General features: G+C 69.7%; 12 protein-coding genes. 9 read left to right on the top strand and 3 right to left on the bottom strand.

Annotated elements, in window-relative coordinates:
• Positions 1-108: 108 nt before the first annotated feature.
• Both IG08_RS0142375 and IG08_RS0142370 read right to left on the bottom strand, forming a co-directional pair.
• Positions 109-1,311, bottom strand: a complete 1,203-nt coding sequence (locus IG08_RS0142375) for an acyl-CoA dehydrogenase family protein (protein WP_052425089.1) — start codon at positions 1,309-1,311, stop codon at positions 109-111.
• Between the two features lie 131 nt (positions 1,312-1,442).
• Positions 1,443-2,735: an alpha-L-fucosidase gene (locus IG08_RS0142370; RefSeq protein WP_234343104.1), complete on the bottom strand. Its 1,293-nt coding sequence runs from the start codon at positions 2,733-2,735 to the stop codon at positions 1,443-1,445.
• Between the two features lie 411 nt (positions 2,736-3,146).
• On the opposite strand from IG08_RS0142370, the gene IG08_RS0142365 reads away from it, so the two are divergent.
• The 6 genes from IG08_RS0142365 to IG08_RS0142340 are packed head-to-tail and all read left to right on the top strand — an operon-like array spanning position 3,147 to position 10,127.
• On the top strand, positions 3,147-4,583 hold the full coding sequence (locus tag IG08_RS0142365) for an ABC transporter substrate-binding protein (RefSeq protein WP_158812333.1): 1,437 nt from the start codon (positions 3,147-3,149) through the stop codon (positions 4,581-4,583).
• 25 nt (positions 4,584-4,608) lie between these two features.
• Entirely contained in the window at positions 4,609-5,679 is a 1,071-nt protein-coding gene (locus tag IG08_RS0142360) for an ABC transporter permease (RefSeq protein WP_078655951.1), read from the top strand.
• Positions 5,676-6,587 carry an ABC transporter permease gene (locus tag IG08_RS0142355; protein WP_078655950.1) on the top strand — a complete coding sequence of 304 codons (912 nt, stop codon included), beginning with the start codon at positions 5,676-5,678 and terminating at the stop codon, positions 6,585-6,587. The genes IG08_RS0142360 and IG08_RS0142355 overlap by 4 nt, the downstream gene beginning before the upstream one ends.
• On the top strand, positions 6,584-7,588 hold the full coding sequence (locus IG08_RS0142350; RefSeq protein ID WP_052425088.1) for an ABC transporter ATP-binding protein: 1,005 nt from the start codon (positions 6,584-6,586) through the stop codon (positions 7,586-7,588). Before IG08_RS0142355 ends, IG08_RS0142350 begins: the two co-directional genes overlap by 4 nt.
• The gene (locus IG08_RS0142345; RefSeq protein WP_030616216.1) at positions 7,585-8,673 is read left to right on the top strand and encodes an ABC transporter ATP-binding protein; all 1,089 of its coding nucleotides are present in this window, start codon (positions 7,585-7,587) and stop codon (positions 8,671-8,673) included. Before IG08_RS0142350 ends, IG08_RS0142345 begins: the two co-directional genes overlap by 4 nt.
• Positions 8,670-10,127, top strand: a complete 1,458-nt coding sequence (locus IG08_RS0142340) for a glycoside hydrolase family 3 N-terminal domain-containing protein (RefSeq protein WP_030616213.1) — start codon at positions 8,670-8,672, stop codon at positions 10,125-10,127. Before IG08_RS0142345 ends, IG08_RS0142340 begins: the two co-directional genes overlap by 4 nt.
• Here the strand turns inward: IG08_RS0142340 and IG08_RS0142335 are convergent.
• Complete coding sequence (locus IG08_RS0142335; protein WP_199821029.1) at positions 10,124-11,449, bottom strand: MarR family transcriptional regulator; 1,326 nt, start codon at positions 11,447-11,449, stop codon at positions 10,124-10,126. The two genes, IG08_RS0142340 and IG08_RS0142335, sit on opposite strands and share 4 nt — an antisense overlap.
• Positions 11,450-11,677: 228 nt before the next feature.
• Between IG08_RS0142335 and IG08_RS0142330 the strand changes: the two genes are divergently transcribed.
• The 3 genes from IG08_RS0142330 (at position 11,678) to IG08_RS0142320 (ending at position 17,196) form a co-directional block, all read left to right on the top strand.
• Positions 11,678-13,990: a glycosyl hydrolase family 95 catalytic domain-containing protein gene (locus tag IG08_RS0142330; RefSeq protein ID WP_030616207.1), complete on the top strand. Its 2,313-nt coding sequence runs from the start codon at positions 11,678-11,680 to the stop codon at positions 13,988-13,990.
• A gap of 71 nt (positions 13,991-14,061) precedes the next feature.
• Positions 14,062-15,951, top strand: a complete 1,890-nt coding sequence (locus IG08_RS0142325) for a glycoside hydrolase family 97 protein (protein ID WP_030616204.1) — start codon at positions 14,062-14,064, stop codon at positions 15,949-15,951.
• A gap of 18 nt (positions 15,952-15,969) precedes the next feature.
• Positions 15,970-17,196 carry a glycoside hydrolase family 88 protein gene (locus tag IG08_RS0142320; protein WP_030616201.1) on the top strand — a complete coding sequence of 409 codons (1,227 nt, stop codon included), beginning with the start codon at positions 15,970-15,972 and terminating at the stop codon, positions 17,194-17,196.
• Positions 17,197-17,198: the final 2 nt, after the last annotated feature.

The following is a 17,198-nucleotide window of genomic DNA, read 5'->3' as shown; positions in this document are numbered from 1 at the left end:
GACGACAGCACCCAGCCGCCCGCCGGGACCCTCCACGCTCACCCACACATGCCAGAACACACTCCCACCCAGCCACACCCCAGCAGTTCTCCACCCCCTCGCTCCGCGTCAGAGGAAGGGCGTACCGGCGTCGAGCCCGGACAGCACCCTTCCGTACAGCTCCAGGTTGGCGGCGGGGTTGACGAAGGAGTGGAGGCTCAGGGCGTTGAGGTCCCGGACGGCGCGCTGGACGGGCACCTCGCGGTGCAGCGACGAGGCGCCGGAGGCGGAGCCGATCAGATCGACCGCCTCCTTGCACAGGCGTGTCGCATAGCCGCACTGAGCCCTGATGCGGGCCCGCTCCAACGTCGAGTACGCCTTGCCGTCGGCGACCCTCGACTCGATCAGCGTCACGAAGTCGGCGGTGAGCAGTTCGGCACTGGAGATCTTCATCGCGGCCTCGGCGATCTGCAGATGCGTCACCGGGGCCTCGTGCTGGCGTTCGTAGAAGGTGTACGTGATGCCGCGCTGGTGGATGCGCTCGCCGAACTCCGCCCGCGCCGCCCGGGCCAGGCCGAGCGCGCCCGCGGCCGTCCAGGCGCAGAACAGCAGCAGCACCGGCATCCCGTAGAAGGGGTCGGCACTGTTGCGCCGCGAGGGAAAACCGCCGGCCAGCAACGGGCCCACGTGCAGCACACGGTGGGCGGGCACGTGAACGTCGTGGGCGACGACGCTGTTGCTGCCGCTCCCGGCCAGACCGGTGACGTTCCAGTCGTCGAGGACTTCGAGGTCGGTCATGGGGATGGCCGTCCACAGCAGGTCGGGCGGCCGGCCCTCCCCGGAGTCGGCCAGGGCGGTGAGCAGATGCCAGTCGGCGTCCTGGCAACCGGTCGCGAAGGGGGAGGTCCCGTCGACCAGGTAACCGCCCTCCGTCGGGAGGGCCTTCGCGTTCGGGATGAGGGTGCCGCTGACCCGTACGTCGGGACCGGTGAAGATCTCGTCCTGTGCCTCGTCCGGGAAGAGCGCCGCGATGAACGCACACCCGGCCTGGATCAGCGCCGTGAACCCGGCCGACCCACAGGCGGCCGATACCTCGCTCAGTGCCTCGACCTGGGTGCGCAACGGGGTCTGGTAACCGCCGTAGTGGCGTGGGACGTTCATACGATGGAGCCCGGCGCCCGCGAGCGCCGCCATGACCTCGCCCGTCACGCGCCGTTGCTGCTCCGTGCGCAGGGCATGCGCGCGGATGAGGGGCTGGAGTTCTCGTACGCGTTCGACCAGGTCTTTGTCCGACAGGTCTTTGTCCGAGTGCGGTGCGGATGAACCAGCCAAGGGACGACCTCCGGGCCCGGTGCACGCGAGAACCCTCACCGTGGCGCCGATCCCGGTGACTGTCAACGTCCTTGTCCTGCAGGCAAGTTGAATCGCTCCCCGAAATTCCCGCTGAGGACCGCCGGCACCCCTCACGACTCCGTCAGGAACAGTTCGACGACCGGCAGGAGCACGTCGGGCCGGGTGACCGGGAGCGTCAGCGTCAGCGTGCCGTCGGACTGCGGCAAGGGGGAGAGGTGGGCGTGCGGTTGCGGCGTGCTCTCGAGGACGTCGAACTCGACTTCACTGCCGTCGTTGAGGAGCTGGGCGTATTCCACCCTGCCGGCCAGCCCGGGCAGGTGCACATGCCTGAACGGCCAGGAGAACAGGTGCAGATAGAGGCGGTTGCCGCGCAGGGTGTAGACGCCGTGGGCGGGCGGAGTGAACGGAGCGGGCCCGGCACCGTGGACGGCGCGGGCGTGCAGCCGCATCCACTCCGCGAGGGAGCGCAGGACGGCACGGGCGCGCGGCTCGATGTTCCCCCGGCCGTCGGGACCCACGTTGAGGATCATGTTGCCGTTGTTCGACACGGACTGGACGAGCATGCGCACCAGGTCGCCGGGGTCCTTGAACTCCAGGTTGTCGCGGTGATATCCCCACGAGCCGTTGAGGGTCTGGCACGCCTCCCACATGATCTCGACGCCGTCCTCGGTGAGTGGACGATCCGGCTGGTACTGCTCGGGGGTCACGTAGTCGCCCGGGATGCCGAGGCGGTTGTTGACCACGATGCCCGGCTGGAGCGCGCGGGTCGTCGCCAGAAGCTCCGCCGAGTCCCAGTCCTCCGGACCCTTGCCCGGCATCCCGCCGCGGTTCCAGGGAAACGTGAAGTCGTAGAACATCAGGTCGACCTGGCCGTACGAGGTGAGCAGCTCCTTGACCTGGGCGTGCAGGTAGGCGCGGTATCTGCCCATGTCACGGCCGGAGTTGAGGGTGGCCACGTCCGGCGCGTTGCGCAGCGGGTGGACGCCGTCGATCACGTAGTCGGGATGGTGCCAGTCGAGGAGCGAGTGGTAGAAGCCGACCTTGAGCCCTTCGGCGCGTACGGCGGTCACGAACTCGGCGACCAGGTCCCGGCCGCAGACGCGGGCCGAGCTGTAGTCCGTGAGCGCCGAGTCCCAGAGGCAGAAGCCGTCGTGGTGCTTGGTGGTGAGTACGGCGTACCGCATGCCGGCCTCGCGTGCCGTGCGGGCTATGGCGGCGGCGTCGAACAGGTCGGGGTCGAAGTGGTCCACGTACCGCTGGTACGTGGCGTCGTCGAGCTCCTCGTAGCTGCGCACCCATTCGTGCCGTGCGGCCATGCTGTAGACGCCGAAGTGGACGAAGAGGCCGAACCTCGCCTCCCGCATCCAACCGGTCGCCGCGGGTGTGTCACGCGTCTGCGTCAATTCATTGCCTCCGGTTCGACTGAGGGCCATTCCTCCCCTTCCGTGTCAGCCCATTAAACACACTGCCGACATACGAACCTGGTTCCATTTCTTTTTGGAACCAGGTTCGTATGTCGGGGATTTTCGTTTCTTCTTGACACCCGGCGTTTCCCGTTCGCACAATGCCGCAACCGAGTTGGGAGGTCAGCCGTGCGGCTCAGGCGTTCCTTGAGAACCGGTCCGGCAGTGGTCGCCGTGGTGATGAGTCTGGCGCTCACCGCATGCCAGGACAGCGGTTCGGCGAATTCAAGCAGTGGCTCTTTGATGATCAACTACGCTTCCGGGAAAACCGTGCTCCAGCGGAATTTCAATCCGCTGACCAGCACCGGGGATGCTTCTCCCGGAACCAGGATCTACATGTACCAGTCGCTCATGGGGGTGAATGTCCTCAAGGGTGGCGAATTCGAACCATGGCTCGCCTCCGCGCAGAAGCTGTCGGCGGACGGCCGTACGCTGACCGTGGACATAGACAAGAAAGCCACCTGGAGCGACGGGAAACCGGTCACCGCCGCGGACGTCGTGTTCACCTTCCGGCTGGTGAAGAAAACACCCGAACTCAACGCGTCCGGCGTTTCTTTCTCCTCGGTGGCCGCGCAGAGGCAGAAGACGGTCGTCTTCCATTTCGACAATCCCGCCTTCACCCAGGTCGCCTCGATTCTCCAGCAGTACATCGTGCCGGAGAAGTACTGGGCGAATCAGAAAGATCCGGTCACCTTCACCAACCCCGACCCCGTGGGCAGCGGCCCGTACACCCTCAAGCGGTTCGACCCGCAGCAGATCACCCTCTCCCTGCGGGACGACTACTGGCGCAGCAAGATCCAGGTGAAGCAGGTCCGGCTGCCCGTGGTGAACTCCGCCACCGAGATCTCCCAGCTGACCAGCGGTCAGGAGGACCTGAGCGGCGGCGCGATACCCAACCTGGAGAAGCAGTACGTCGACAAGGACCCGGCGAAGAACGGCTACTTCTACCCGACGTACGGGTCGCTGATCCTGGTCTTCAACCACGACCGGAGCGTGCTCAAGGACGTCCGCATCCGAAAAGCGGTCGAGCTGGCGATCGACCGGCAGCAGCTCATCCAGCTCGTCACCCAGCTCGGTGCCACCCCCATCAGTCAGACCGGCCTGGACGCGACGACCCAGGGCAAGTGGCTCGACCCCGCCTACAAGGACGCGGTCAGCACCGACCTCGCAGCCGCCAAAGCCCAGCTCCAGCAAGCCGGTTACACCCTCAGCAACGGCAAGGCGACGAAGAACGGCAAGCAGCTCACGCTCAACTACATCGAGGTCTCCGACTTCGCGGACTCGGTGCAGCGGGCCAGGATCATCGCCGACCAGCTCGGCAAGATCGGCATCAAGGTGAACGTGCAGCCCCTGGCCAGCGGCACCTACACCGACACCCGGGCGAAGGGCGACTTCGACCTCGCCTCGTACGGACTCGCCTACGGGGCCGTGCCGTGGCAGGTCTACAACCCGCTGCTGAACAGCCAGTTCGCCGGCACGCCGAAGGGCGGCAAGGCGCAGACCAACAACTACCTGCGCTGGCGCGACAAGTCCACCGACGACCTGCTGAACCAGCTCGCGGACTCCGGCGACGAGCAGACCCAGATCCAGCTCACCCGGAAGCTGGAGAAGATCATCGTCGACCAGGTGCCGTTCGTGACACTGTCGAACATCACCGCCGGTTGCGCGTGGAGCGCCCGCAACTGGACCGGATTCCCCGACAAGAGCAATCCGTACGACATCTGCGCGCCTTGGAACGGCGGGCCGGCGTTCGAGAACGTCCTCGCGCACCTGAAGCCGGTGAAGTAATGACCGCGCCCAAGGAGTCCGGCCGATGACGGCGACGACCCTGCCGACGCCACACACCCAGCCTTCGGCAGCCGCGGACGGCCCCGCACGCCGCCGGCGCGGAGGCCGGGCCCGGGTCCTGCTGCGCCGCCTCGGCTTCTACCTCGCGACCGCCGCCGTGGCCATCACCCTGAACTTCGTCATCCCCCGACTCATGCCGGGCGACCCGGCCTCCGTCATCCTGAACAAGCTGGCCCAGAGGTCACAGGTCACCGCGGCGACCGAGAAGTCCATCCAGGCCCTGTTCGGCGTCCCCGACCAGAACCTGTGGCAGCAGTACCTGCACTACCTCTCCCAGCTCGCCCATCTCGACTTCGGGATCTCCACCGCGTACTTCCCGCAGCCCGTGGGCGAGATGATCTCGCAGGGCCTGCCGTGGACGCTGGGCCTGGTGAGCCTGACCACCGTACTGGCGTTCCTGCTGGGCACCGGACTCGGCATCATCTCCGGCGCCCGGCCCGGCAGCCGCCTGGACAGCGTGCTGGCACCGCTCGCGACCTTCCTCGGCTCGATGCCGTACTTCTGGGTCGCCACCATGCTGCTTCTGCTGCTCTCGGTGAGCCTGCCGGTCTTCCCGTCGCAGAACGGCTACGACCTCAATCTCGAACCGGGCTTCGACTTCGCCTTCGTCAGCAGCGTGATCGCGCACGGTTTCCTGCCCGCGCTGACGATCATCGTCTCCTCGGTCGGCGGCTGGCTGCTCGGCATGCGCAACATGATGATCACGACCGTGGCCGAGGACTACGTCAGCCTCGCCGAGGCCAAGGGCCTTGGCCGGTGGCGGATCCTGCTGGCGTACGCCGCCCGCAACGCGATGCTGCCGCAGGTGGCGGGCCTGGCCATCTCGATCGGCACGGTCGTCGGCGGCTCGCTCCTCGCCGAGGCGGTCTTCGCCTACCCCGGCATCGGCTACCTCTTCTACCAGGCCGTGGTGAACCTCGACTATCCGCTGATGCAGGCGCTCTTCCTGATCATCTCGCTCTCCGTGCTGGTGGCGAACTTCATCGCCGACTCCGTCTACGTCCTGCTCGACCCGCGCACCCGGGAGGACGCATGACGCTCACGGCAGCACCACCCGCCCGGCTGACCTGGCGCACCGCACCGCGCCGGCTGATCCCCGCCAACCGCAAGGCCCGCGTCGGACTCGCGATCATCGCCGTGTACGTCCTCGTGGCCGCCGTAGGCCCGTGGATCGTGCAGTCGCTGATGGGCCTGTCACCCACGGAAATCACCGGAGCGGTCCTTCAACCCCCGTCCGCGGCCCACCCGTTGGGCACCACCCAGGACGGCACCGACGTCCTCGCCCAACTCGTCGTCGGCACCCGGACGTCCCTGCTCGTGGGCGTCCTCGCGGCCGTCGTCTCCACCACACTGTCCGTGGCCGTCGGACTGATCGGCGGCTACTACGGCGGCGCGGTCGACTCGGTGCTCGGCGCCCTCACCAACGTCTTCCTCGTCCTGCCCGGGCTGCCGCTGGTCATCATCCTCGCCGGGTATCTGCGGGGGAGGGGCGGGCCGTTCGCGGTGGCGCTGGTCATCGGCCTGACCGGCTGGGCCTGGGGCGCCCGATCCAAGCGCGTGCAGACCCTCTCCCTGCGCAACAGGGACTTCGTCCTCGGCGCCCGGCTGCTCGGGGAGAGCAATCCGCGGATCATGCTCGTCGAGGTGTTGCCCAACCTCCTGCCGGTGATCTCGGCGACGCTGATGCTCTCGCTCGTCACCTCCATCCTCGCCGTCTCCGGCCTGGACTTCCTCGGCATCGGCGACATCAACACCGTCAGCTGGGGCACCATGCTCTACTTCGCCCAGCAGCGGCAGGCGATGGTCTCCGGCGCGTGGTGGTGGTTCGTACCGCCCGGAATCGCGATCACCGTGCTCGGCGCCGCCGCCGGGCTCGTCAACTTCGGCATCGACGAACTGACCAACCCGCGGCTGCGCGGCGCCCGCCGCAAGGGGGCACAGTGACCCTGTTGCTGGATGTCAAGAACCTGAGCGTCGACTACGGCTCCGAGGCCGAACCCCTGCCCGCGGTGTCCGAAGTGTCCCTGGAACTGCGCCGCGGCGAGATCCTCGGCATCGCCGGCGAGAGCGGCAGCGGCAAGACCACCCTGATCAACGCCCTGCTACGGCTGCTGCGCCCACCCGCCGTCGTCCGCTCGGGCAGCGCGACGCTCCACCCGCGATCGGGCGAGGCCGTGGACCTGCTGCACGCCGACGCGCGCGAACTGCGCAGGACCCGCTGGGAGCACACCGCCGTCGTCTTCCAGAGCGCCATGAACGCCCTCAACCCCGTCTCCAGACTCGGCGCCCAGTTCACCGACACCCTGCGCGCCCACCGCCGTATACCCAAGTCGCAGGCCCGCGAACGCGCCGCGCACATGCTCGACCTCGTCGGCATCCCCGCCGCCCGGCTGGACAGCTTTCCGCACGAACTCTCCGGCGGAATGCGCCAGCGGGCCACCATTGCGCTCGCCCTGGTCTGCGATCCCGACCTGCTGGTGATGGACGAGCCGACCACAGCCGTCGACGTCGTCATGCAGCGCCAGATCCTGCGCCAAGTGATCCGGCTGCAGCGGGAGTTGGGCTTCTCCGTCGTCTTCATCACGCACGACCTGTCACTGCTCCTCGAGATCGCCGACCGCATCGCCGTCATGTACGGCGGACGGATCGTGGAGAGCGGACCGGCCGGAGATCTGTACCGGGACCCCAAACACCCCTACACACGCGGACTGCGCGACTCCTTCCCGCCGTTGCGCGGACCGATGCGCCGCCTGAACGGCATCCCCGGCAACCCTCCCGACCTGCGCAGCCTCCCGCCGGGCTGCCCCTTCCAGCCACGCTGCCCGCACGCGACACCCGAGTGCGCGGCGTCCGTTCCCGCGCTCACCGGGCACGGCACGGAGCGCGCGGTGGCCTGCATCCATGCCGACGACCTGCCCGCGCTGATCAACGGAGGGCGAGCATGAACGACGAGCAGGCCCCGGCGCATACGGCGGCCGAACCGGTCCCCGTACTGGAAGCGGTGGACGTCACCGTCCGCTACCCGGTGCACCGCGCCCGCGGAGAGAGCGTGCACGCGCTGGAGAACGCCTCCCTGCGCCTGATCCCGGGCCGCACCGTGGCCCTGGTCGGCGAGAGCGGCAGCGGCAAGTCCACCTTCGCCCGGACCCTCGCCCTCGCCCAGAAACCCACCAGCGGCAGCATCCTGCTGAACGGGAAACCCGCCTCGGCACAGGGCCGCCGGGCCCGCCGCGACTACGCCCGCCGGGTCCAGATGGTGCTCCAGGACCCCTTCGCCTCCCTCAACCCCCTGCACCGCGTTCGCTACCTGCTGGAACGACCGCTGCGGCTGCACGGATCCGTCACCGGCCGCGAGGACCTGGAGCAGCGCCTGCGGGCTCTGCTGGAACGCGTGCGGCTCACCCCGCCCGAGCGCTTCCTGGACGCCTTCCCGCACGAGCTCTCCGGCGGCCAGCGGCAGCGCGTCGCGATCGCCCGCGCGCTCGCCGTCCAACCCGAAGTCCTGCTCGGCGACGAACTGGTGAGCATGCTGGACGTCTCCATCCGCCTGGAGATCCTCAACCTCCTCGCCACCCTCCGCGACGAGGAACACCTGGCCATGCTCTACATCACCCACGACATCGCCGGCGCCCGTTACTTCGCCGACGAGATCGCGGTGATGTACGCGGGGGAGATCGTCGAGTACGGCAGCGCGGAGGACGTCACCCAGACCCCGGCCCACCCCTACACCCGGCTCCTGCTGGACTCCACCCCGGATCCGGACCGGATGGAGTTCCTGGCGGGCCGTACGAACCGCGAGGACGGCGAACCGGACGCCGCCACGGACGACTACGGCGAACCCCCGGACCTCGTCCACCCCCCGTCCGGCTGCCGCTTCCACCCCCGCTGCCCTCTGGCACGCGCCGCATGCCGCACCGAGTCGCCCCCGCACGTCCAGGTGACCGACCGTCACTGGGCCCGCTGCGTCCTGCTGGTGGAGCCGGGCGACGGCGCCTCCCGTGACACGACCACCGCCGAGGTGACGCAGTGACCACCCTCCCCGATGATCTGATCGAGGCCGCCCACCGCTGCCTAGTCCTCGGTTTCGACGGCACCACGCTCCCCGGCGAGCTGAAACGGCTGGCCGACACCGGGCTCGGCGGCGTCATCCTCCACACCCGCAACGTCGCCGGACGGGGCCAACTGCGTGCTCTCACCGACGAGTTGCGTTTACTGCGCCCCGGTCTGCTGGTCACCGTCGACCAGGAGGGCGGCGGCATCAGCCATCTCGCCAGGGCCGGGGCGCCCGAGACCCCGGGTGCCTGGGCGCTCGGTGTCGTCGACGACACCGCGCTGACCGCCGCCGTCGCGGACGCGCTCGCCCGGCACCTTGCCGAGTGCGGAGTGGCTGTCAGCTTCGCCCCGCTGGCCGACGTACACCGCGACGCCGCCAACCCCATCGTGCGCACCCGCGCCTTCGGCTCCGACCCCGACCAGGCCGCCCGGCACGTCACGGCCTGGACCGAGGCCACGCTGGCCGCCGGCGTCGCTCCGTGCGCCAAGCACTTCCCGGGCCACGGCTCGACCACCGTCGACAGTCACCTGGGCACCGCCGTCGACACCAGATCCGAGCGAGCCCTCCGCGAGATGGATCTGCCGCCCTTCCAGGCCGCCGTCGCCGCGGGCGTTCCGCTCGTCATGACGGCCCACGTCGTCTACCCGGCCCTCGACGCCGGCGCCCCCGCCACCCTCAGCCGCCGTGTTCTCACCGACCTCCTGCGCACCGAACTCGGCTTCCAGGGCGTCATCGTGACCGATGCCCTGGAGATGAAGGCGATAGCCGACACGGTCGGCGAGCCGGCCGCAGCCGTCGCAGCGATCGCCGCGGGAGCCGACCAACTCATCATCGCCCGCCCGGACCCGGAGCTGTGGCTGCGCTGCCGGGACGCCCTGCTCGACGCGATGGCAGGCGGCACGCTCGACCCGGCCCGAGTCGTCGACGCCGCCCGCCGCGTCGACACGCTGGCCGAGCGGTTCGCACCGCCACTGGCCGCCGCCGGCCGCGGGCCCGATCCGGAGGACGTGGGGCTGCTCGCCGCCCGCCGCGCCATCCGCTGGAAGCCACTGCCCGGCCCGATCGTCGATCCCTACGTCGTAGACCTGCACCGGCGCCCGAACCCCGCGTTGGAATGGGCCCGTACCGACCTCCTCACCCTCCTGCGCGAGGTCATGCCCGCCACCGACGGCGTCGTGGCGAGCGAGGGCCCCGTGGATGTGGCCGCCATCCTGCGGCGCGCCCAGGGGCGACCGCTGCTGATCGCCACCGAGGACGCGGACCTGCATCCCTGGCAGGCCGCCGCCCGCACCGCCCTGTTCACCGCCCGCCCCGACGCCCTCCTCGTCGCCACCGGTATGCCGGACGCGGAGACGGAGGCGGCGGACGGGCTGTGCTCGTACGGGCGGGGCCGGGCGAACCTGCGAGCGGTGGCCGAGGCGTTGCTCTAGCCGGTCGGCAGGGCGTCTCCGTCTGCTACACCAGTCATGGCCGCGACTATCGCCAGCCGGTACAGCCCGGTCGGCCGGCCCTTGCGGTGGGTCTGGGCCAGCCCCTCGGAGGTGACCAGTCCGTGCGCGTGGAGCTTGCGGACCAGACGCCGGCCGCTGGGATCGGTGACGGCCATGGCGTCGGCCAACTCGCTCGGCGTGACGGCCCGTCCGGCCAGGTCGCCCTCGATCGCGGCGAGCCGTGACAACGTTGCCGGACTGAGGCCGACGGTCCGCGCGAGTCCGCTGAGGTCGCCCTGCTCCTGGTCGGACCGCGGCTGCGGCGGCCCGCCCAGCCCCATCGGCCCGATCACCAGTCCGCTGTCCTCCATCAGATAGCCGCACGGCCGGTCCTCCGACTCCGCACGGGCGGCGGCCCGTTCGGCGAGCATCACCGAGGAACGCGCCGACGGCCCCACACCGAACCCCGCGGACACCCCCACACCCAGCGCCTCCTGGGCCTGGTCCAGCACCGGAACGACGAGCCAGTCGCGGCTGAGGCGCTCGAACAGCGTCCGGCGCCCGAGGACCACCACGCCGCGCCGGCCGCGGTTCTCGATCCAGGCGTCGCTGAGCTCGGGCGTCGCCCGCAGCAGATGCAGCAGGCCCATGCGGCTGCGCTCGAGGTCGCCATGACCACCACGTCTGTTGACGCAGAACACGCCTGCGGCGAACCCGGCGGCACCCGCCCGCTCGGACCGGATGCGCAGCACCAGCTCGTGCAGTTCCGAGCGGATGCTGGAGGGCACGGGCGAACCGTTCAGCACGCGCAGGGTGCCGCGCAACTGCCGTAGCACCGCGGTGCGCGCGGTGATGACGTAGCCGCCGCCTTCCCGGAGGGAGCGCTGATGGAAGGCGCAGATCTCGTCGACGTACTGGTCGTCGGCGTACGGCAGACACGCGACCCGGGTGCGGTCGATGTGCAGCGCCTCCGTGACCTCGGAGACCACCTCGTGGTCGAAGGTGTCGATGCTGACCGGAACCGGCTGCCAGCCGCGGGCCTGCGCCTGGGACAACGCCAGCGCCAGGTCGAGGGCCGAGCTGCGGGTGACCGCGACAGGGAGGCCGGGGGAGAGGACGTCACGGCACGCGCGATACGGAACGGCGCCCACCAGCAGTCCGTCCAGGGCGTGCCCGTCGGCGAGGCTCTGAACGCGGGGCCGGATCTCGTGCTCGTGCCCGTACGTGACCCACTTCAGCGAGATTCCGGACAGCGGCTCGACGGCCTCCTCGAAGACTCCACGGCGGCTTGCGTGAACGACAAGCCCGATCGACAGACTCACGATGCACCACCCATCAAGAACGCGGTCTTGAGTTGCTCGCCATACATCGGATGAGTTGAGAGGTTTAGGCGAGCCTCGCTGATGTGCGGGACGGTTGCTCCGGCTCAATGATGGCCTTTCTGCGACCCGTTTACCAGACCGCCAAAGTTATTGACAGGTACACAGGGTGTGCCTACGTTCGCCGATACACCCGATGTATCGATGATCCGTCAGGTCTGGAGGACGATGATGACCTCACAGCCGGAGAGACACTCGAAGGTGCCCCGCAGAGCCGTACTCGGCACCGCACTGGGCGGAGCGGCGGTGGCCGCGTTACCCGGCACGGCCCACGCCGCCGAAGAGCCGGTGTCGTCCGACGGCGGCGGCAGACGCCCCTGGAGACTCCGCGACACCATGACCACCGACGGCGCCTGGGCCGGGTTCCTGCGCGACCAGGACCTGCTGTGGACCAGACTGCCCACCCTTTGGTACGAAGGCCCGTTCCTCGGCGACGGACTGCTCGGCAGCATGGTCTACCAGGAGCCGAACGCCAACAAGATCCGCTTCACGGTCCAGCACGGCCGCGTCCAGGACCACCGCCCCGAGTTCGGCAGCGGCTGGGGCACCTGCCGCCTGCCGGTCGGCCACCTCACCCTCGAACCCGCCGGCACCATTACCGCCGTCGACTGGCGGCTGAGCCTGTGGAACGCCGAACTCACCGGCACCGTCACCACCACCGTCGGCACACTCACCCTCGCCGCCCTCATCCACGACGAGGTCCTGGCCGTACGGGTGACGGCCGACGGCGGCGAACGGGCCACCTGGACCTTCCACCCCGAGGAGGCCATCAGCCCCCGGAAGATCAGCGAAGCCCCACCCGCCGGCTACACCGCCAACCCGCCCTGGACCGCCCGGACCACCGCCGACGGCACTGAGCAGGTCCTTCAGCCCCTCACCGGCGGCGGCCAGACCGCCACCGCCCACCGCCGCACCGGCGACGACCTGCTGCTCAGCGTCGGACACAGCCACCCCTCCGACACCGCCGCCGAGGCCGCGTCGCTGCGCAACCTCCGGCGCGCGACCTCGTACGACGCCCTCAGAGGCCGACACACCCGCTGGTGGCACGAGTTCTACCGGAAGAGCTTCGTCTCCTTCCCCGACCAGCGACTCCAGAGCTTCCACTGGATCCAGCTCTACAAGGTCGCCTCCGCCAGCCGCGCCGACGGCCCCGTCATGGCCACCTCCGGCCCGTGGCTGGAGCCCACGCCCTGGCCCGCGGTCTGGTGGAACCTCAACATCCAGCTGGAGTACTGGCTCGTCCACGGCTTCAACCACCCGGAACTCGACGCGCTCGCCACCACACTGCGCCAGAACCAGGAACAGCTCATCGCCAACGTGCCCGCCGCCTACCGCGCCGACAGCTCCGGCGTCGGTCGCAGCTCCGACATGTTCGCCAACCGGGCGGTGGGGCAGCCGGGCACCGGCGCCGAGACCGGCGACCTGACCTGGGCGCTCCACAACGTGTGGCTGTCCTACCGGCACTCCATGGACAAGGCCCTGCTGCGCGACACGGTCTTCCCGGTGCTGCGCCGGGCCATCAACTACTACCTGCACTTCCTCACCCCGGGCAGCGACGGCAAGCTCCACCTGCCCAGCACGCTCTCGCCCGAATACCCCGTCGTACCGCCGCAGGACACCAACTACGACCTGGCCCTGATCCGCTGGGGCTGCCAGACCCTCATCGAGTCCGCCGAACTCCTCGGCATCGACGACGAGTTGACCCCGCGCTGGCAGGAGGTGCTGGCCAGGCTCACGCCGTACCCGGTCGACGACAACGGCTACATGATCGGCGCCGACACCCCGTACGCACAGTCCCACCGGCACTACTCGCACCTGCTGATGGTGTACCCGCTCTACCTCGTCAACTGGGACCAGCCCGAAAGCCGCGAGCTCATCGCGAAGTCGGTGACCCACTGGCACGCGCTGACCGGCGCCCACCGCGGATACAGCTACACCGGAGCCGCATCGATGTACGCGATGACCGGCGACGGCGACACCGCGATCACCTACCTGCGGAAGTTCTTCGACCCCACCACCCGCTACCCCTGCCAGGCCAACACGCACTACACCGAGGCCGGCCCGGTCATCGAGACCCCGCTGTCCGCCTCGCAGTCCCTGCACGACATGTTCTGCCAGAGCTGGGGCGGCGTGATCCGCGTCTTCCCGGCCGTCCCGACCGCCTGGGCGGACCTCACCCTGCACAACTTCCGTACCCAGGGCGCCTTCCTGGTCAGCGCCGTCCGCACGGCGGGGCAGACCCGGTTCATCCGGATCAGGAGCCTGGCGGGCGAACCGCTCACACTCCGGCACGGTCTCGACGGGACCCTCACCGCGCTGCTGGACGACGGCACCCCGGCCCACACCCAGGACCTGGGCGACGGCACCCTCGCCATCGACCTGCCCCGCGGCCGTGAGGTGCTCGTTCACTCCGGCTCCCGCCCCGACCTCGTCATCGCACCCGTCGCCGTCAGCGAACCGGGCCCGGCCTGGGGACTGCCGTAGCGACCGATTCGTAGCGACCGGTTTGTACGGACACCCACCACCACCCCACCTCTTCAACAAGGAGGGTTCCCATGGCGGTTCCCATCAGGACCGCGGTCGCCGCGCTCTGCGCCGGACTGGCGGCCACACTCCTCACGACCGCGCCCGCACGGGCCGAACAGGACGACCAAGTCTGGGCCGTCTCCGCGGCGGCGCACGCGCCACGCGCGCAGATATCCCTGGACGACACCACCGGCACGCTGAGCCTCGCAGTGTCCCGCGACGGCCGTACGGTCATCGAACCGTCGCCCGTCGGCATCGTCACCGAACAGGCCGACCTCTCCCAGGACCTGCGCTTCCTGCACCGCAAGGACCGGCTGATCGACGAGCGGTACCGGGCGAAGTCCGGCAAGCGGCTGGACCGCCGGGTCCGCATGAACGAGACCCGTCTGTCGTTCGCCACCTCGGCCGGTGCCCGGCTCGACCTCGTCGTCCGCGCCTCCGCCGACGGCGTCGCCTACCGGTACGTCCTGCCCACCGGATACGGCGACGTGCTCGGCGAGACCTCCGCGTTCAACCTGGCGCCGGACGCGAGCGCGTGGCTCGGCACCTACCGGGTCGACAACGAGGGCCAGTTCGCCCAGTACACCGCCGCGACCGCCCCCACCGGCGAGTACTCCGACCAGGCACTGTTCGCGACCGACGGCGGCTACACCCTGCTCGCCGAGTCCGACCTCACCGGTACGTACTCCGGCGCCAGACTCGCCCACACCCAGGGCACCGGCACCTACCAGATCAAGCTCGCCGACGACCGGGTCGCCACCGACGGCCCTGTGAAGACCCCCTGGCGGGCCATGGTCACCGGCGACCTCGCCACCGTCACCCAGTCCACCTTCACCGACGACCTCGCGCCCCCGTCCAAGGTGGCCGACAGCTCCTGGATCAGGCCCGGAACCGTGCTGTGGACCTGGCTCGCAGGCGGCCGCGAAGCCGGCCAGAGCCTCACCGCGCAGAAGGCCTACGTCGACTACGCCGCCGAACGGCACTGGCCCTACGAGGCCGTCGACGCCGGCTGGTACTTCAAGACCGACGAGTGGGACACCACAGACCCGAACTGGCAGACCAACAGCTGGATGCCGGAACTCGTCGACTACGCCCGAGCCAAGGGCGTTGGCATCATCGTCTGGATCCACCAGCGCGACCTCGACACACCCGAGGAACGCGCCCAGTGGCTGCCCACCCTGGAACGCTGGGGCGTGAAGGGCGTCAAGATCGACTTCATGAACTCCGAGGCGCAGCCCATGCTCCAGTGGTACGACGCCATCCTCGCGGAGACCGCCGCCCACCACCTGATGGTCGACTTCCACGGCTCCACGATCCCCAAGGGCATCCAGCGCACCTGGCCCCAGGTCATGACCCTGGAGGGCGTCGCCGGCGAGGAGAAGCGCACCAACACCGCCGCCCACCTCACCACTCTGCCCTTCACCCGCAACGTCATCGGCTCCATGGACTTCACCCCCGGCGCCTTCCAGCGCGTCGGGCTGCGCCCCAACTCCGACGCGGCCGAGGTCGGACTCACTGTCGTCGCCGAGTCGGGTCTGCAGATGTTCGCGGGCACCCCGGAGTCGTACGACGCCCGGCCGCTCGCCCGGGCCTTCTTCGACCAGGTCCCCGCAGCCTGGGACGACACCCGGCTGCTCGCCGGACAGCCCGGCCAGGAGGCCGTGCTCGCCCGCCGTAGTGGTGACCGCTGGTTCCTGGGCGGTGTGTACGCCGGCGCCGCCCACACGGCCGAGGTGCCGCTGACCGTCGGCCCCGGACGGTGGCTGGTCGAGACGATCCGGGACGGCGCCGACGGGCTTGTGCAGGACCGGCAGGTCCTGCGCGGCGGCGACACGCTCACTGTCGACGTGGTCGCGGGCGGCGGCTTCGCGGGCATCGCCTGCCCTTGGCGCCCGGGCATCACCACCTGCTACCGCTGACCAGTTGGAGGGACGAGCATGAGTGTTTCCCGACGTACTGTGCTGGCCACGGCGGCCGGTACGGCAGCGGCATTCGGCACCTCGACCCCGGCCGCGAGCGCGGTCGGGGAGCGGACGCCGGCCTCGACCCTGCGCACGCTCCGTGCGGCGGCCGACTACGCCGTCGAGAAGGTCCGTACCGTCGCGCCGAGCGTGACCGCCTTCCCTGCCGAGACGAGGTTCGAGAAGTGGGTCTACTCGCAGGACGGTGGTTGGGTCGGCGGTTTCTGGCCGGGAACGCTGTGGATGGCGTGGCTGCACAGCAAGGAGGAGGCCTTCCGCACCTGGGCACTGGCATCCGCGGAGAAGCTGGCCCCTCGTCGGTACGACACCAGTACGCACGATCTCGGTTTCCTCTTCTGTCCGTCGTGGGTCACCGCCTGGCGCCTGACGGGTGACGACGCATGGCGGACGGGTGCCGTACGGGCGGCCGACTCGCTCATCCAGCGCTACAACCCGCGCGGACACTTCATCCGTGCGTGGGGCGCACTGTCCGACCAGCAGAACGCGGGCCGGGTGATCATCGACACGATGATGAATCTCGACCTGCTGGCGTTCGCGAGCAAGCAGACCGGCGACCCGAAGTACCTGGACATCGCCGTGGAGCACGCGAAGACCGCGCAGCGGGTGTTCCCGCGCCCGGACGGATCGACCCCGCACGTGTTCGACTTCGACCCGGACACCGGCGCCCCGATCGGGCCGAACACCGTGCAGGGGTACAGCCCCACGTCGTGCTGGTCGCGCGGACAGGCGTGGGGGATCTACGGATTCACCACGATGTACCGACGGACCGGGGACCCGGAGTTCCTGGCCACCGCCCGCGGACTCGCGGACTTCGCGGTGGCCGCGCTGACCCCGGATCACGTCCCGGTCTGGGACTACCGCGCGCCACAACAGCCGCACGACATCAAGGACGCGTCGGCCGGAGCGATCATGGCGTGCGGCCTCCTCGACCTGTCCGCGGCCACCGGCCGGACCTCGTACCGTGAGGTGGCGCTACGGCTGCTCACCGCACTGTCGGAGACGTGCCTGACGAAGAATTCGGCCCGCGCGGACGCGGTCGTGGCCCGGTGCACCCGCAACCGGCCGGCCGAGTCGGGCATCGAAGTCTCCCTTCCGTACGCCGACTACTACCTGCTGGAGGGCATCTTGCGCGTACTGCAGCCGCAGGACGTCGACCGGGCGATCGATCTGTCCACGGTCTGACG

Origin of the sequence: Streptomyces fulvoviolaceus, assembly GCF_000718165.1 — a bacterium.
Classification (GTDB): domain Bacteria; phylum Actinomycetota; class Actinomycetes; order Streptomycetales; family Streptomycetaceae; genus Streptomyces; species Streptomyces fulvoviolaceus.
Note: the sequence above shows the minus strand (reverse complement) of the source record. Positions and strands in the feature narration are given on the sequence as shown.

What these genes read in the sequence shown, in the direction of transcription:
- IG08_RS0142355 (WP_078655950.1), top strand. Translation starts at nt 5,676, where the DNA reads ATGACGCTCACGGCAGCACCACCCGCCCGGCTGACCTGGCGCACCGCA.
- IG08_RS0142320 (WP_030616201.1), top strand. Translation starts at nt 15,970, where the DNA reads ATGAGTGTTTCCCGACGTACTGTGCTGGCCACGGCGGCCGGTACGGCA.
- IG08_RS0142365 (WP_158812333.1), top strand. Translation starts at nt 3,147, where the DNA reads ATGGGGGTGAATGTCCTCAAGGGTGGCGAATTCGAACCATGGCTCGCC.
- IG08_RS0142325 (WP_030616204.1), top strand. Translation starts at nt 14,062, where the DNA reads ATGGCGGTTCCCATCAGGACCGCGGTCGCCGCGCTCTGCGCCGGACTG.
- IG08_RS0142330 (WP_030616207.1), top strand. Translation starts at nt 11,678, where the DNA reads ATGACCTCACAGCCGGAGAGACACTCGAAGGTGCCCCGCAGAGCCGTA.
- IG08_RS0142360 (WP_078655951.1), top strand. Translation starts at nt 4,609, where the DNA reads ATGACGGCGACGACCCTGCCGACGCCACACACCCAGCCTTCGGCAGCC.
- IG08_RS0142345 (WP_030616216.1), top strand. Translation starts at nt 7,585, where the DNA reads ATGAACGACGAGCAGGCCCCGGCGCATACGGCGGCCGAACCGGTCCCC.